General features: G+C 47.6%; 14 protein-coding genes and 1 tRNA gene. 9 read left to right on the top strand and 6 right to left on the bottom strand.

Going from position 1 to position 15,016, the window contains the following annotated elements; all coding sequences use genetic code 11:
- Positions 1 to 25 precede the first annotated feature (25 nt).
- From A3193_RS18550 to A3193_RS18510, 9 genes are all read left to right on the top strand, one after another.
- The gene (locus A3193_RS18550) at positions 26 to 841 is read left to right on the top strand and encodes a hypothetical protein (RefSeq protein ID WP_069015552.1); all 816 of its coding nucleotides are present in this window, start codon (positions 26 to 28) and stop codon (positions 839 to 841) included.
- Positions 842 to 861: 20 nt separating this feature from the next.
- On the top strand, positions 862 to 1,131 hold the full coding sequence (locus A3193_RS18545; protein WP_069015551.1) for a hypothetical protein: 270 nt from the start codon (positions 862 to 864) through the stop codon (positions 1,129 to 1,131).
- Positions 1,124 to 2,503, top strand: coding sequence for a phage terminase large subunit (locus A3193_RS18540; RefSeq protein ID WP_069015550.1), 1,380 nt, complete (start codon positions 1,124 to 1,126; stop codon positions 2,501 to 2,503). The genes A3193_RS18545 and A3193_RS18540 overlap by 8 nt, the downstream gene beginning before the upstream one ends.
- Positions 2,504 to 2,516: 13 nt before the next feature.
- A complete protein-coding gene (locus A3193_RS18535; RefSeq protein WP_069015549.1) occupies positions 2,517 to 3,482 on the top strand; it encodes a hypothetical protein in 966 nt (321 codons plus the stop codon).
- A complete protein-coding gene (locus A3193_RS18530) occupies positions 3,482 to 5,371 on the top strand; it encodes a hypothetical protein (protein WP_069015548.1) in 1,890 nt (629 codons plus the stop codon). Before A3193_RS18535 ends, A3193_RS18530 begins: the two co-directional genes overlap by 1 nt.
- Before the next feature lie 2 nt (positions 5,372 to 5,373).
- Positions 5,374 to 5,940, top strand: coding sequence for a hypothetical protein (locus tag A3193_RS18525; protein WP_069015547.1), 567 nt, complete (start codon positions 5,374 to 5,376; stop codon positions 5,938 to 5,940).
- Between the two features lie 895 nt (positions 5,941 to 6,835).
- On the top strand, positions 6,836 to 7,834 hold the full coding sequence (locus A3193_RS18520) for a hypothetical protein (RefSeq protein ID WP_069015546.1): 999 nt from the start codon (positions 6,836 to 6,838) through the stop codon (positions 7,832 to 7,834).
- A gap of 236 nt (positions 7,835 to 8,070) precedes the next feature.
- A complete protein-coding gene (locus A3193_RS18515) occupies positions 8,071 to 8,292 on the top strand; it encodes a hypothetical protein (protein WP_069015545.1) in 222 nt (73 codons plus the stop codon).
- Positions 8,289 to 8,600 carry a hypothetical protein gene (locus tag A3193_RS18510; protein WP_069015544.1) on the top strand — a complete coding sequence of 104 codons (312 nt, stop codon included), beginning with the start codon at positions 8,289 to 8,291 and terminating at the stop codon, positions 8,598 to 8,600. The genes A3193_RS18515 and A3193_RS18510 overlap by 4 nt, the downstream gene beginning before the upstream one ends.
- Before the next feature lie 334 nt (positions 8,601 to 8,934).
- Here the strand turns inward: A3193_RS18510 and A3193_RS18505 are convergent, their stop codons facing one another.
- The 6 genes from A3193_RS18505 to A3193_RS18480 all read right to left on the bottom strand — a co-directional run bounded on the left by A3193_RS18505 (position 8,935) and on the right by A3193_RS18480 (position 14,831).
- Positions 8,935 to 9,318, bottom strand: a complete 384-nt coding sequence (locus tag A3193_RS18505; protein WP_069015543.1) for a hypothetical protein — start codon at positions 9,316 to 9,318, stop codon at positions 8,935 to 8,937.
- A gap of 62 nt (positions 9,319 to 9,380) precedes the next feature.
- Entirely contained in the window at positions 9,381 to 10,094 is a 714-nt protein-coding gene (locus A3193_RS18500; protein ID WP_069015542.1) for a hypothetical protein, read from the bottom strand.
- 117 nt (positions 10,095 to 10,211) lie between these two features.
- Positions 10,212 to 10,287: transfer RNA gene (locus A3193_RS18495), tRNA-Glu, on the bottom strand.
- Positions 10,288 to 10,542: 255 nt separating this feature from the next.
- The gene (locus tag A3193_RS18490; protein WP_069015541.1) at positions 10,543 to 13,089 is read right to left on the bottom strand and encodes a putative bifunctional diguanylate cyclase/phosphodiesterase; all 2,547 of its coding nucleotides are present in this window, start codon (positions 13,087 to 13,089) and stop codon (positions 10,543 to 10,545) included.
- A gap of 463 nt (positions 13,090 to 13,552) precedes the next feature.
- A complete protein-coding gene (locus tag A3193_RS18485) occupies positions 13,553 to 14,251 on the bottom strand; it encodes an anti-sigma factor (protein ID WP_069006500.1) in 699 nt (232 codons plus the stop codon).
- The gene (locus tag A3193_RS18480) at positions 14,241 to 14,831 is read right to left on the bottom strand and encodes a sigma-70 family RNA polymerase sigma factor (protein WP_069006501.1); all 591 of its coding nucleotides are present in this window, start codon (positions 14,829 to 14,831) and stop codon (positions 14,241 to 14,243) included. Before A3193_RS18480 ends, A3193_RS18485 begins: the two co-directional genes overlap by 11 nt.
- Between the last annotated feature and the right edge of the window lie 185 nt (positions 14,832 to 15,016).

Here is a 15,016-nt window from a genome sequence, read left to right as displayed (position 1 = left end):
ATTGTAGGCAAACAGGAGACGACACATGGGCGAACTCGCAGACCAGATTGAAAACTCAATAAATAGCGCAGAAGAAAGTAATCCCACACCAAATCGGGAGCAGGTGCAAGCCTTCGATACTGAGCAAAAGTCCAAGGAAGATGTTACAAAAATGATCAGTGAGGCTATCTCGATCCCTGGTGAGGATCATGAGGTAGAACTCATTGAAGACGAACCGGATTGGGATCAATCCTCCTCTGCCCCTGAATACAGCAAATCGCCTGCTCGTGAAGATCTACACACAGCAATGTCTCAGGCATTACGGGCAGAGGCAGTACTTCAACATCAGTACAACCAAATCAATTGGAATGAACTCAGAGAGGATGATCCGGCTGAGTTCGCAGCCTTGAGGTTGCAGTACAAAGACCAATTTAGCCAGTTGAAACAACAGAAAGACTATCTCTCCCAGATTGCAGGTGAAATGAATAACGGCACCATGCAAAAGCAGCAAACGGAGTTGAATGAATATATCCAGAATGAACAAGCCAAACTCATGAATGTCATTCCTGCGTGGAGAAATGACAAGGTCCGTGAGAAGGAAGCCAGGGCTATGCGCAAGTACCTTAAAGACAGCGGCTTCACCGATGGTGAGATTGATAGCACCCTGGATCATCGTCAAATCAAACTGGTGAGGGATGCGATGTTGGCTGAGCAGAAGCTTAGTAAGGCAAACAAGGTCAAGGTGAAACGCAAGAAGCAGGGACCAAAAGTAAACTATACAAATGAGGAAAAGAGATGGATGAAAGACTATCCGACCTCGCGGCGAGCGGCTGCTTTGCGAATTCGAGAGATCATTAACTGAATCTAAGGTACATAAAGTAGATGGCAAAAGGCGTTAAAACCGGTGGTAGGCAGAAAGGTACTCCGAATAAGGACAAGCAGCCCTTATTGGATGCCTTGGAGGGTAAGTGGCCTGGATATCATCCTGTAATAGCTATGGCGGAAATTGCTAATGATGAGAAACTACCGAAAGAACTTAGATTTCAGGCACACAAGGAAGTAGCGCAATACATTGAGCCTAAGAAGAAAGCTGTGGAACTGTCACAGGGTAGTGGTGAGCCGTTTATCTTCAGGATGGGTTTTGATGGTTGACTATATCGCTACTCCAACGCTAAGCCAGTTCCATAAGTCTGATGACTTCATGCGTGGGGTTATGGGGCCAATTGGGAGTGGCAAGAGCTCAGCGATGGTGAGTGAGCTATTCAGGAGAGCGAACGAACAGAAACCAGGAGAGGATGGTGTAAGAAGGACACGATGGGCGATTATCCGTAACGTCTATAGAGAGCTTAATGATACTTCTGTAAGGACATTTTTTGACTGGATAGACGATAGAATTGGTGACTGGAATCAACAAAACATGTCCTTTCATATTAAGACCAGGACTATGGATGCTGAGTTCTTATTTAGAGCCTTAGACCGCCCTGAAGATGCAAAAAAGCTGTTGTCGCTGGAGTTAACAGGGGCTTGGGTGAATGAGGCTAAGGAGATCCCTAGGGCTGTTATAGACATGCTCCAGGGTCGCGTAGGCAGATACCCTGCAATGAAAAACGGCGGCGCTACTTGGTCGGGAGTAATACTGGATACAAACCCACCTGATGTAGACCACTGGTGGTACAAGCTTTTTGAGGAAGAGCGGCCAAAAGGCTGGAGTATCTACAAACAACCATCAGGTATCGGCAAGGATGCGGAGAATATTGCAAACCTCCCAACCAGTTATTATGGCCGATTGATGCAAGGCAAAAACCAGCAATGGATAGATGTCTATGTTAAAGGGAAATACGGCTTTATCTCAGATGGTAAGGCAGTCTATCCCGAATTCAATGATCAGGTTCATATAGCCACTGAAGACCTCAGTCCGGTAGAAGATGAGCCAATTTATATCGGGATTGATTTTGGTCTAACGCCAGCGGCCATGATTGCTCAACGTCTGGGTGATGGCCGCTGGATTTGGTTAGAAGAAGTAGTTTCAAAGGACATGGGGGCCTTGAGGTTTTCTGAAGAGTTAGGGCGCGTACTAAGAGATAAGTACCAAGGGTATGAGTTCAGAATATATGGTGATCCAGCGGGTGATCAGAGAGCGCAAACCGATGAAACAACCCCATTCGAGATATTGAACGCGAACGGTATTCCAGCAGAGCCAGCCCCGACCAATGATTTCATATTGAGGCGAGAGTCTGTTGCTAAGGCACTGACTACCATGGTTGATGGTAAGCCAGGTCTATTGATGTCTCCGGGTTGTATCAATGCCCGCAAGGGGATGTCAGGTGGTTACTGTTATAAACGCATTCAGGTATCAGGGGATGAGCGATACAGGGATGTACCCGATAAAGGCATGTTCTCCCATATCTGTGAGGCGGGACAGTATCTCATGGTCGGTGCCGGTGAAGGTCGAGCTTTGATCAAGAGTAAAAGACGGACAAACTGGAGTGAACCTCTTATATATCCAGGTATTGGTTTAAGTTAAATGAGTACAGATAATGACAGACAATTCAAAAATTAATGGTCTATTGTCAAATCCCATGTTCCTGATGGGAATGGGCTTACTGGGTTCAGGAGGCAATCGGGACGGACTGCTAACCGGATTGAATCTGGCAGCACGATTCCAAAACAACGATATTAATCGGCAATTGGCTCAAGCAAAGATTAATGAGTCAAAACACCGCATGAATCAACCCAGTACCTCTAAACCCTTGGTACGTGAGTTCATTGAGGGCGACAAGCGAGTAATGAAGCAGTGGGACACGCTCAGAGGGGAATGGGTAACCATTTCAGAGGGTCCGAGATGGAATCCTAATGCTGGTATGCAATTGAATGTCGGTCCTGATGGTGGGGTACAGTTTGCGCAAGGTAGGCCCCTGGAACTGACCAATACCAATAGAAACAAGGTACAGGAAAAACAGTTTAATGTCATGGAACAATTAGAGCGTTTAAACGCCATAGAGCAAGCGTTTAAACCTGATTTTCAGAGGTTCTCAACCAGGGCTGGAGCAGCCTGGACATCGACCAAAGAGAAGGCTGGTTTTGGTACTACCCCACAGGAGCAAAAAGAGCTTTCCGAAATGGCGACCTTCAAGACACACGCAATTACTAATCTAAATGCCACAATCAAGGAGGCCAGTGGGGCAACGGTTACCGAACAGGAAAGCAAGCGACTCACAGCCGCCATGCCTAACCCTGGTTTGGGTGTATTCGATGGAGACTCCCCTACTGAGTTTCAGGCAAAACTCGAAGCGGTTACTTCCGAATTAAGGAAGGCCGCTATGCGCTATCAGTACGCGCAAACACACGGATTGAAGTGGCAGAACATTCCATTGAACAACATGGGAGGTCTGATTGATAAACGTGGAGCTGAAATAGAGGCTCAATTCCTTAAACAAGGGATGAGCGCGAAAGAAGCTGAAAGACGGGCTATAGAGCAGGTAAGAAGGGAGTTTGGGTTGTAATGGGTAAATTTGCATCAGCGGTACTTGGCACCGCACCCCAACAGATCAAGCCGGTATCGGACTCTGATCGAGGGGCAGAGTTTCTTGACCTAGCAGAAGCTTACCGAGCTGATGATCCTGGTACGAGAATGCGTATTCTCGCTGAAAACCGTTTCCCTAACTTAAGTGAGCAGCAACGCACACAGAGATACAGACAGACTCCTGAGGGCATTGCGTATCTAGGTAATGATGGCAAATGGTATCTAGAGGAACCTAACGGATTCTGGCAAGGCGCAAAGCAGTTTGGGGCCAGTACGCTTGCGCATGGTGAAAGTCTGCTTGGATCGGCTGGTGGTGCAATTCTGGGTACTGTTACAGGTGGGCCAGTTGGTGGCTTGTTAGGCGCTGCGTTAGGTGGTGCTTCAGGAGAGAGTTCAAGGAAGATACACGCCAATCTAGCTTATGATGAACCTCAAACCCCAACAGGAAACCTCAAGTCTATGGCGATTGAGGGCGGATTAGCAGCGGCAGGTGAAGGGGCCGGTCAATTGTTAGGTCGAGCACTAAGCCGGAAAGCGGTTAAGGATATATCGAGGTTTGATGAAGTTGCAGCGAACCAGTTGAGCCGAAAAGCAAATGAGGCTGGAATCACGCTAACCCCTGCTGAGATCACTAACCTACGATCACTCATTAACCGACAAGCACTCTTGAGGGATTTACCGGACAGTGCCGACATTGTTGAGGATTTCCTGAAACTGAGAAATAAGCAGGTACAGAGGGGCGTCTATCAGTATCTAGAAAAGCTCTCTCCTGAACAGACCCCGCACTTTGCCTACAAGAAGGGCGTAAATGCGGCAGAAGGAGCCAGAGAGGCGCTAGAGCAGTCAAGAATGAAAGCCTCAAGCCCTTATTATCAGGATGCGGCAAATGATCAGGTGGACATCAGTCATGTATTAGACAGTCTCAAAGTATCGATCAACAAGTTTTCAGGTACTAAGGTCGGTAAAACATTAACCCAGATTGAGAAAGCCTTGAAGAATGGAGAGCAGCCTAAGAACCTGATTGGGCAGATAGATGCTGTAAAGGGTGACTTGGACGATCTGATAGCTAAGGCAAAACGAGATGGTAGAAAAACCCGTTTAAGGGAATTGACCGCATTCAAGCAGGAACTTGTTTCCGCAATGGATCAGGCTTCGCCTACCTATCGAACAGGTAGGCAGATATTCGAGGAGCGCAGTTTACCCATTAATGAACTGGATAACTCCTTAGTCGGTGACATGATCCGAGAAGGCAGCCAGGCCGCACCAAATCTAGGCAAGATCCTATTTGGCAGACGTTCAAGCCCGGCTGCTATAAAACAAGCCAAAAGGATTATTACAGCTCACGACCCCAAGGCATGGAATGGGGTCGTCAGGGGGCATATTCAAAACACACTAGAGGAAATGGCAGAGAGCTCAGTGGGTGAAGCCGCCAATTTAGGTGGTGTATTCCGTAAGCGACTGATGGGAACACAGTCTAAACAGCGAATGCTGAAGAACGCCCTAAATAAACAGCAGTACCAAGCTTTAATGGATCTATCAGACGTACTTGAAGCCACAGGCCGAGCAATGAAAGGTCAATCCATGACAGCACAACGTACTGAGATGATCAAGGAGTTAAGGCGTGAGGCAACTCCTGCGATGAGTAATGCAATATCACCGCACAGAATCCCCTCTAAGGTGGCGGAATGGTATCAAGACATGAAGCTAGGCAAGTACTCGGAAAACCTCGCCAGAATCATGACAGATCCTCAAGGCATGATGAAATTGAGGACGCAAGTAAAACTACTTAAAGACATCAGCCCAAGAGAAAAGCAGTTTTATAACGCTCTAGGTGCGGCTGTTGGCGTATTAATCGGGAATGTGGAGTAAATATGTTAGACCAAGTAATCAAAGATGAGCTCATGAAGTCGCTATATGATTACCGAGCGATGGAATCAGATGCCGAGGACATCATAAACAAGTACTTAGAAGCGAAGCAAAACTGGGATTTGAATGCTAAACAAATCATAGCTTCTCAGGCAATTGAGAGGAATAAAGAGGATCTATCTTGTGTGTTCACAGATCCCAAAGAAAAAAAGGCACTCGATAACCTGGAAGCACAACATAAAAACGCACGGGTAGCGTACGATCATGCCACTCGAATGAGTGAGGAGATCATGCATTTTGCTACCAACACTGTTAAGCGCTTGAATGATTATGATGAACGGATGAGAAAGCAAGAAAAGAATGAGCTTTTATTCCATAAATCTTATGTCAAAACTCAGGTTATGAATGATTACATAAGAAATCTCAAGAAATACTTGCTCAGTATTGATAAAGTTGTGAAAGGGTGCAAACGATTCGATGTTGACATGACAGACATTGAACGCCAGGCAGAGAGAGAAAAGGCGCTGATTGAGGCCAAACTAGACAGAGCAAACGAATCACAGGCAGCCTAGTGATTCTTGTGGGTGTCATTGTTAAGAGATTGCGGGCGAACAAGGAAGAGAAAATCCTTGTTTATAAGCCAAGTATTAACTCTAAAAAAACAAGATACGTATATCTGAAGGACAAAAGCTAAAGGTAACAACTATGGGCGGATCAACACAACACGGGATTGCGGCGAGTACATACAACCCGACCTATAATCCAACTATCCAGGTAAATCATGATGCGGGCTTTGGTCCTAGTCCTGCAGTAGGGCCATTAAGCTCTACATCGGGCAGAGCGCAGGGCATCCACCATGCTACTGTCCAGCCTGGGTATATTCCTGCGCCTAACAACGATTTTGGCCCTCCCATTAATCGGACACAAGGGCCTTTATCACAACCAAGGCCCAGGCCAACACTTCAGCAAATAACTGGAGCATTGGCATCATTAATTGGTGGTCATGGTGGCGGCTATGGATCATATGAAGAAGACGACCTACAAAACAGATGGCGGCCCCCTGGTACGGTTACAACCAGCCATAATCCTAATATGACAATCGGGGCACCGTCAGCGGAATTTGGCGGATTGAATGGCTCTGGTGCTGGTCTTCCATCAGGACCAACCCCGCTCAGGGATCAGCTAGTGCAACCTACGCCAGTACCAGCCGTTCCACCAACAGAGGGTGAATCAAATAGCCTTCTACCATTACCACCAGGGGAAGGAACGGCGTTGAACCCTTGGGGGGATGCTGGAGCGCCAGACATTTCACAAATGTCTATTGATCAATTCCTCAATGCCATAGGTAACGATACTTACTTAAGAAGGATGTACAACTTGAGTGATTGGCAAAGATCGCGCAGACAAGCCGGGTTCAATCCAGGTTCTGGCGTTGATGATTCATATTTCGGATATTAGGAGAAAGACATGGGAAGCGGCGGCAGAAACACAATTCAGAGCGCAGAACCTTATGACGAACAAATGCCCTACATTGAGGACATATTTGCCCAATCACAAGCGTTAGCACAGGAAGACATTCCCTATTATCCTGGTGAAACTTTTGCAAGGAGTAACGCACTCCATGACAGGGGCTTTTCAGATCGCATGAATGTGTCTGATCAATACGGACAGATGACAAATGCGGCGGGGCAGAATGTTTATAATCTGGCGACCATGGCGGGGCTACAAGCAGCCCATAGTCAATCACCCACAGTAGATCCATCGAATAGCCTCAGACAAGCACTATCTGGCGAGGTTAACTTAGTGCCGTATAATCAGGCAGCAGAAGCCATGATTAATCAAACCAACAGGTCGGTTGACTCTCAGGTTGGGCAAAATGATCAGGCAGCGGCGTTAATGGGGCAGAGTGGATCAAGTCGTCACGGTGTCGCTGAGGGTATTTTAAGAAGTAATGCAAATGCTCAGCTACAAGACAATCTGTCGAATATGTATCTAGGGGCCTATACCAATGCTCAGAACAGAGCCTCACAGGGTGTAGATCAAGCTGTGGATCTTTATTCTCAAGGCGCTATTGCGGATGCTTCCCGTATGAATACGGCTTCTTCACTATTCGGCCAGGTTCCGGCATTTGGTCAATCTCAATTAGGTTTTGCAGGTGTTCCCCTAGAGGCAGGTGACTTCTATAGGAATGAGCAACAGACTGAGATTCAAGACGCAGTCAACCGTTACAATTACCAAACACAGCAACCGTGGAACAATCTGAATCGATATGCTCAGCTAGTATGGGGTGCGCCAGGTGGGACTAATTCTGAAACCATGACCACAGGTACCACTTCAGCTATAGGAAGCATGGCAGGCGGCGCAATGTCTGGAGCGTCTGCTGGGGCGGCTATGGGCGGTCAGACTGGTGGTTATTTGGGAGCAGCAATTGGTGCAATTGCGGGGCTGTTATTGAGTGAAGATTAGATAGCAGTTTACCAAGTTATGGTGTAGTATTCGAGGTACTACTAAACGATAAGCGGATTCCGCACCCGTCAGACCTGCGGTTTTTTTGTGCCTGTTTCTCAGGCGTTACGATTTCCTATGACGGGATGATAGGACCGAATACAAGACCTTCGGGAAATAAGTCCAGCCGCCTTATCGCGGTAGTTGAGTCCCGTCACCCTTATCTGGTGGCGACTACTAAACGATAGGAGGTCATCATGGCCACTGCAACCATTATTAAAACCAGCCCAGCAGATCTACGTGAACAGCTTCTGTTCGCAATCAAAGATATGAGTGCCTTGCTTTCAATGAGCACTAATGTTGACTATGGAAATGAAAAGCTTCTAGCTCCTCAATTTGTTAGTAGCTTAGCCCAAGAGATAGGGGAGCTCGCAGAGATAGCTATTAATATCAAGGAAACTGATGAGGTGGAGTCATGAATACACAGGCCATTTCTGAAGAATTCAGCAAAATTAGAGAACTTGAGGGCCAATTCAGCATCGCTGATGGATTCATTCACGGTCTAGCTGATCTGCTTTTTACCATGACCATGAACACTGACGACAGCCTTGATCAGCTTGATGGTAATAGCCTTAATTCAATGATGTACCAATGTAGAGAACAAGCCGATAAGTGTAATGAGGCTTTTCAGGAACTACTAAGGCTTCATAGGAAGTTAATGAAGGCCCAGAAACAGGCCGGGAAGGCCCATAAAACGGGTGAATTAGACGAGATCACCTCAGAGTAATACCTACCCCTTGCTGAGAGAAAATAGGCCCCTTCGTGGGGCCTTATATGTGCCCATATAATGTTATCTACTCAGGGACTTTTTCTTACAAAGATCCATCCCTCTCCATTACATCGATGACATTTTTCACCATTTACTCGACCTGTTGCATTACAGATAGGGCACTCATCCCAATCATTTTCGCATATGGCACTTTGATAGACACCTTTACAGCGCTTCCCATCATACCTTTGCCCACATCGCTGATTAGCAAGAGTAATATTTGTTGTTACAGCATTACATCTTGTACAAATGGCTACGGGTAGGTCTTTCTTGAGGTCCATGGTACTTCCCATTAATCGGTATACTTGATCGCTATTCCTCGGAGTTTCGGTATATTGATCCCGCCTAATGTCTGGTAGCCGCCAAGCCAAGGATTATAAATAACGGATTTTGGTGTGGTTCGACTAGCATCTTCTGTAGGCATCACAGCATCAGCACCAACTTTCATCGCCTCACTTCTCATACCTTCCAAAATAGTAGGTAAGTCAGTATTGCCTCCTCCTTTAGTCTCAATCATGGCTATCTGCTTATATTTACGATCCGGTGGTTCGAAGAGAATTTCAGTTTTGGCAGATACTGGATAAATAACTGAATCATCTAGCATAACGACAGTAGAACTAGTGGGAGTACAACCGAAAAGAAAAATGAGTGATGCGATAATGATAGCTTTAAACATTCCAATCCCTCTTCCCTGTTACTGATGTAATTATAACAAAAAACAAATCCACTGTAATTCTGTTAAAGCGCTGTTCCATGTGGATACATTTTATTTATTTCTGTACGTAGCTCATCTCTAGCATCAAAAAGCGATTGGATAGTAGTATCAACAGCATCAATCATGTTATTAGTATGATCGACAATTTTTTTGTATCTGCGTTCACCTAGGGTTTCTTTGGCCTTAGTAGCATCTATCTTTCCATCATGACGGAGATCAGATGAGTCGAAAGCTGGCTGAATATCGCTATTATAAAATTGAGATCGCCTGTTTATATGATCCAGAGCCATAGTAAAACCAAATTTCGCACTACATACTTTATCTGTAGCTACAACATCGCCTTTTTGCCATAAAAAACTTAGTTTTGATACATCTATTTCTAGATTTGGCTTTAATTCGAATCCAAGTGGCAATATAGCCAAATACCTATAGGGATGCTTACGGAAAGGAGCAATACTTTGTTCATTAAATATACTGAGTATTGCAATATGATCTTTTATAGCCTGTAAGACTTCATTCGCTTGCGTGAGATTATGCCTCTCTTCTTTTCTCTTCTCTTTTTCATTTTGTAGTGAGTAGGCTGTATAGGCACCCAAAAAGGCCGCCACCAGAGTTGTTAAAGCTGGATAAAATGCTTCTGGTGTGATTTCAAGATAACCAGTAAGAAAGATGCTTCCGAATAATATACCGACAAAGAAGGTAATGAGAGATAAGATTATAGATTGATCTGCCTTCATAAAATCCCTATCTTGAAAGGAGGGTAAGCAATAACTACCACCCAAAATCAAATGTTCAGAAATTCTTCAGAAGAAACTAAGAAGGAGCCAGTAAATACCCTAAGTCATTGATATTTATGGCGTCCCCAAGGGGAGTCGAACCCCTGTTACCGGCGTGAAAGGCCAGTGTCCTAGGCCTCTAGACGATGGGGACAGGTCTTTACTAAGACACCCTAAATGGGCAATCACTCGTAAAGTGGAGCGCGAAATCTACGGCACTTTGATGACGCTGTCAAGGTTTATCTGTTGCTAGCTGAACCTGAACAAGGAATTAATCCATTCTGTGGCCAGTCTAGTCGATGGAATCCTTCGACTGAAAACAGTGATCCAATCAAAGTTGCCAGATATTCAGCGACTTAGAAACAGATCCCATACTTTCTCGACCCGCCCCAGAGGCGTGCCACCACTTTCAGGTCTGAAACAGTGGGATGTCACTGATCGACTCCAAAGGCTCCTCGGCATGTTGCGGTATGCCAATCAGATAACCCTGGATATAGTCACACCCCTGCTGTTGCAGAAACGCCAGCTGAGCTTGACTCTCCACACCCTCAGCCACCACATCGATCTGGAATGCATGCGCCAACTGGATCATGGCAGTTACCAGGCTGGCATCGTAGTTATCCACATTAACATTTTTCACAAAATCACGATCGATCTTCAGTATATCGAAGGGAAACTGTCGCAGATGACTCAGGGATGCCTGTCCGGTACCAAAATCGTCCAGTGCGATTCGAGCGCCAAGTGCTTTCGCCTGCTGCAGAAAGACATCGGCTTCCGCCAGCTCTTGGGTGAGTGTATCTTCAGTTATTTCCAGGATCAGGCTGCCCAGCGGTACCTCTCCGGAGACCAGGCTCTCAAGCAGACCTCGACAAAAGGTTGGGTCGTTGAGCAGACGTGCGGAGAGGTTGATCGAGACCGCAACCGTCTCATTTCGCTCCTTGCTCTGCTCCTGCTGGAAGGTGATTGCATGGGCCAGCATGGGTTCAAACAGTGTATTGATCATGCCCGTCTCATCCAAAACATCGAGAAACACCTCTGGATCCAGTAAACCCCGATCAGGATGATCCCAGCGCAACAGCGCCTCAAAACAGAACAGTCGCCCGGTCTGGGTCTCAACGATTGGCTGAAAATGGTAGATAAACTGCTCTGATTCCACCGCCTGACGGATTTCATTTTCGAGCAACAGGCTCTCCGAGGCCCGCTTGGTCATCTCACCGCTGAAAAAACGGTACGCTGAACGGCCTTGGCGTTTTGCCTCATACATCGCGGTATCCGCGTCTCTCAACAGATGCTCAACAGAGATATCGTCGTGTGGTGCAATGGCTATGCCGATGGAAGCCGAGACACGAAGCTCATTATCGGCTATATCGATCGGCTGCTTGATGGCGTTGAGTATTTTCAACGCCAGAGGCTCCATATCCTCCCGGCAACTGATACCTTCAATCAGAATCGCAAACTCATCACCACTCAATCTGGCCACCGTATCGGAACTGCGCATCAATGACGTCAATCGATCGGCCACCACCTTCAACAACTCATCCCCGACCAGATGCCCGAGGCTGTCATTGACCTGCTTGAATCGATCCAGATCAAGGAACATCAAGCCCACCATCAACTCCCCTCTGAGCGCAATCTCAAGGGCATGGGAGAGACGATCCCGAAACAGAATCCGATTTGGCAGTTGTGTCAGTGCATCATGATGCACCATATGATCCAGATGACTCTGCCGGTTGTGTACCTGTCGACGCATCTCACTGAATGCCTCCACCAGATCCCGGGTCTCTCTGAGATTGGAACTTGGATGACTTGCCGCATCAAGTGAACCGCTGGCTTCCATTTTCAAGGCATGGGCCGTATCCGCGATCGGCTGCAACAGATTGCGTTTGATGAACAGATAGGCAAGCACCAACATCAACAGGCCCATCACCGCCATCACCAGAATTGAGATTGAGAGCCGTTTTGCCGTCTGTGTAAGCTGGGTAATGTCCTCTGCGGATTGGGTGTCCAGGCTCAGATTAACAACCGATAATTTCTGCCGCATCTCATTGAACACCGGAGTGACCTGCTCCTGCATGAAGTTCAGATCCTGGCGCCAGGTCGGCTTCCGCATAACCTCCCTGACCTGATTGAAGTCAGCCATCCAGGCGAGATAATCCACTTCAATACCATGCAGGGGTTCAACTACAAGAAAATCACTATTCTGTTGATGAAAATGGTCCTGCAGGACCTTTAGACGTTCACTGAAACGTACAGAGTAGTTGATAATCTTATCGTACCGCTCTTCAGGCGCCGGGTTGGATTTGGCGAGAAAGATGCCAAAACGATTCGCAATGACCAACCGGAATTCTCCAGTCATTCCCAACCAAAGCCGCTGCATCGATGAGAGCTGCATACTCAGATCCATCCCTGCTTCCTCATCAGACTGAATTTCATGCTGCAGCAGTTGCAGATTACCCAGCACCCTCTGATTGTAGGGGTACATCTCATCGAGCATCAGTTGCATGGCGGGAAACCAGGCCTGCACATCCCGCCGTACATTGATCAGCTGTTTGACTTGCCGCTTTAGATGCTGATGGTCTGTCTGCAGGGCCAGAGCGACATCGGAGTTTCCGGCTGGCAGACGTTTCAATGACTCCGTCAGGTCGGTAATAACCTGCTCCAGCTGAGTTAAACCATGATTGATATCCTCCGGTTCCTCCTCGACTGGATCGATCAGAATTCGCTGCAGATGGTTTTCAATTAAATTCAGTTGCGTCTGGGCATCGGCGAGGACGCCGGAGGCCAGCGTACGGGATGTGATATTTGATATCTGGGTCTGGGTGGAGGACTTGACCAGACTCCAACCCACTAAAGCAAACGCGATCAGCGCAGCGCCAACCAGTACAGCCAAATAGGTATAGCGCCCCCGGTAGGAATCAAGTCCAGGTAAGATGGGCCTCTCTCTGTTCAGGCGCATGCAGAAAAACTCATGTTGTTACCAATCCCAGCAACCTAATCCCAGAACACTGCGTAGGAGTTTGGTTTGTCCATTAATTAATCTGACTGAAGTACGGAGAGGAAAATTCAGTCGATAAATTGATATCTACTCAATTTGCCAATTCCTCAAGCCATGACTTAAAGCCTGCTTACTTGAGAGTTTGTCTCTGTCAGGGGTGTACGAAACCTGTACGACGTAATATCCAGTGCACCTCATCATGGGGTCTGTTCCATTCAGAGCTGCCACATCAAACCTGAACAAGACCCGACTCGCAGCAAACGGCACGCCCATTACAGGCGCCACTAAGCAGCGCAGAAGTATACAAGATGTGGTCGGGAACCAATTGACGCTGAGCAATTGATTGACAGATAAACAAAAAACCCGGATTTAAATCCGGGTTTCAGTGCATTGGCATATCTAGAGACAAAGATCTGTTAAAGGCTTATATCTCAGTCAGTTTTCCTTCAAAGACGATTTCACCGGTTGGTTTTTCTGTAGGCATGTCGTCCATCTCCTCGACGGAAACCTTAAACACATTCTCCGATTTCGGCATCATCGGCAGGGGCATTTCATGGCGACCATCGTGGGGCAGCACGCCGACAGGATGTAGATTCCCATGCTGATCCTCCATCCACAATTGACAGGCCTTACCGGCCGGTAATTGGGTCGGCTCCACCGCACTGACATTGACAAACCCGTGATCAGGCTTGGCGGCAACCACCCAGCCGGTGCGATCCTGGTCGTTCATCACCACCAGCACATTGTTCATGCCGGTTTCCGGCTGCTGGGTCATCAGCATGACACCGAAAGCCAATACCAGGGTGGCCGCCACCATACCAATGTTGCGCCAGATACTGAGGCTGTCCCAGAAGCTTGTTCTGGTTGTTGTCTGAGCGTCAGGCTGCCCGTGATCAGTGAGGCGGGATTCCACCGCCTGCCAGACGGCATCCGGCGGCGAGACCGGCTCAATACCCTCCAGCATCGGCGCCAAACGCTGCTGCCAGGCATCGACCTCTTCCTGGAGCCTGATATCGTCACGCAGCCGGCGCTCGAACTCTGCCCGCTCTTCACCCTCAAGGGTTCCGAGCACATATTCACCGGCCTGTGTCGTGCTATCGTAATGTTCGTTTTCAGGCATCATTTTCCAGACACCTCCTAAGTTGATTCAAACCACGACGTATCCATGTCTTAACCGTACCAAGCGGTGTATCCGTATGGGACGCCAGTTCATCGTGGGTCAATCCCTTGAAATAGGCCAAAACAACCACCTGCCTCTGCTGCTCCTTCAACTCACCCAGACACTTTTCCAGCCGCCTGCCTTCATCGCTGTTGGTCAGCCCATCCAAGGGTAAGGGTGCATCATCCACCTGCTCCGGGAAGCCCTTATCGTCGCTCTCCATGACTTCCCTTTTACGTTTGCGTAACAGGTCCAGGGCCTGATTTCTCGCAATCGTGGACATCCAGGTCAGCGGTGCAGCCAGATAAGCACGATAGCTGTCAGCATTGTTCCAGATCTTGATGTAGGCATCCTGTAAACAGTCTTGAGCCCACTCGTCCCTAACTAATATACGCAGAACCACGCCATACAGTTTCGCCGATGTCATCCGATATAAGCGGGCAAAAGCCTTACGATCGTTCAGCGCACAAGCTGCCAGCAGCGCTTCGAGTTCCTGGTTGCGCTGCTTAATTGCATCCTGTTGATCTATATCCCCATTCGCCATTGCCCCCTCCGAGGGATTGAAACCAATCCTCAAGGGTACTGACCAGAAGCCTGCACAGCAAGCTCAACAACGGGTCATCAGGCTAAATCCCTTTCACCAATCTGTGCAGTGGCTGCTCGATCGGTTGTTTGCTGCATACCTCGAAAAAGTATGACGCCTCTGGTGGAATCACCATTCCTCAACTT

The organism is Candidatus Thiodiazotropha endoloripes, assembly GCF_001708965.1.
In the GTDB taxonomy this organism is placed as follows: Bacteria; Pseudomonadota; Gammaproteobacteria; order Chromatiales; family Chromatiaceae; genus Thiodiazotropha; species Thiodiazotropha endoloripes.
This window is presented reverse-complemented; position numbering and strand designations above follow the sequence as displayed.

Bases quoted from the DNA above. Each gene is read 5' to 3' on its own strand.
- A3193_RS18550 (WP_069015552.1), top strand. From the start codon at position 26: ATGGGCGAACTCGCAGACCAGATTGAAAACTCAATAAATAGCGCAGAA.
- A3193_RS18545 (WP_069015551.1), top strand. From the start codon at position 862: ATGGCAAAAGGCGTTAAAACCGGTGGTAGGCAGAAAGGTACTCCGAAT.
- A3193_RS18540 (WP_069015550.1), top strand. From the start codon at position 1,124: ATGGTTGACTATATCGCTACTCCAACGCTAAGCCAGTTCCATAAGTCT.
- A3193_RS18535 (WP_069015549.1), top strand. From the start codon at position 2,517: ATGACAGACAATTCAAAAATTAATGGTCTATTGTCAAATCCCATGTTC.
- A3193_RS18530 (WP_069015548.1), top strand. From the start codon at position 3,482: ATGGGTAAATTTGCATCAGCGGTACTTGGCACCGCACCCCAACAGATC.
- A3193_RS18525 (WP_069015547.1), top strand. From the start codon at position 5,374: ATGTTAGACCAAGTAATCAAAGATGAGCTCATGAAGTCGCTATATGAT.
- A3193_RS18520 (WP_069015546.1), top strand. From the start codon at position 6,836: ATGGGAAGCGGCGGCAGAAACACAATTCAGAGCGCAGAACCTTATGAC.
- A3193_RS18515 (WP_069015545.1), top strand. From the start codon at position 8,071: ATGGCCACTGCAACCATTATTAAAACCAGCCCAGCAGATCTACGTGAA.
- A3193_RS18510 (WP_069015544.1), top strand. From the start codon at position 8,289: ATGAATACACAGGCCATTTCTGAAGAATTCAGCAAAATTAGAGAACTT.
- A3193_RS18505 (WP_069015543.1), bottom strand. From the start codon at position 9,318: ATGTTTAAAGCTATCATTATCGCATCACTCATTTTTCTTTTCGGTTGT.
- A3193_RS18500 (WP_069015542.1), bottom strand. From the start codon at position 10,094: ATGAAGGCAGATCAATCTATAATCTTATCTCTCATTACCTTCTTTGTC.
- A3193_RS18490 (WP_069015541.1), bottom strand. From the start codon at position 13,089: ATGCGCCTGAACAGAGAGAGGCCCATCTTACCTGGACTTGATTCCTAC.
- A3193_RS18485 (WP_069006500.1), bottom strand. From the start codon at position 14,251: ATGATGCCTGAAAACGAACATTACGATAGCACGACACAGGCCGGTGAA.
- A3193_RS18480 (WP_069006501.1), bottom strand. From the start codon at position 14,831: ATGGCGAATGGGGATATAGATCAACAGGATGCAATTAAGCAGCGCAAC.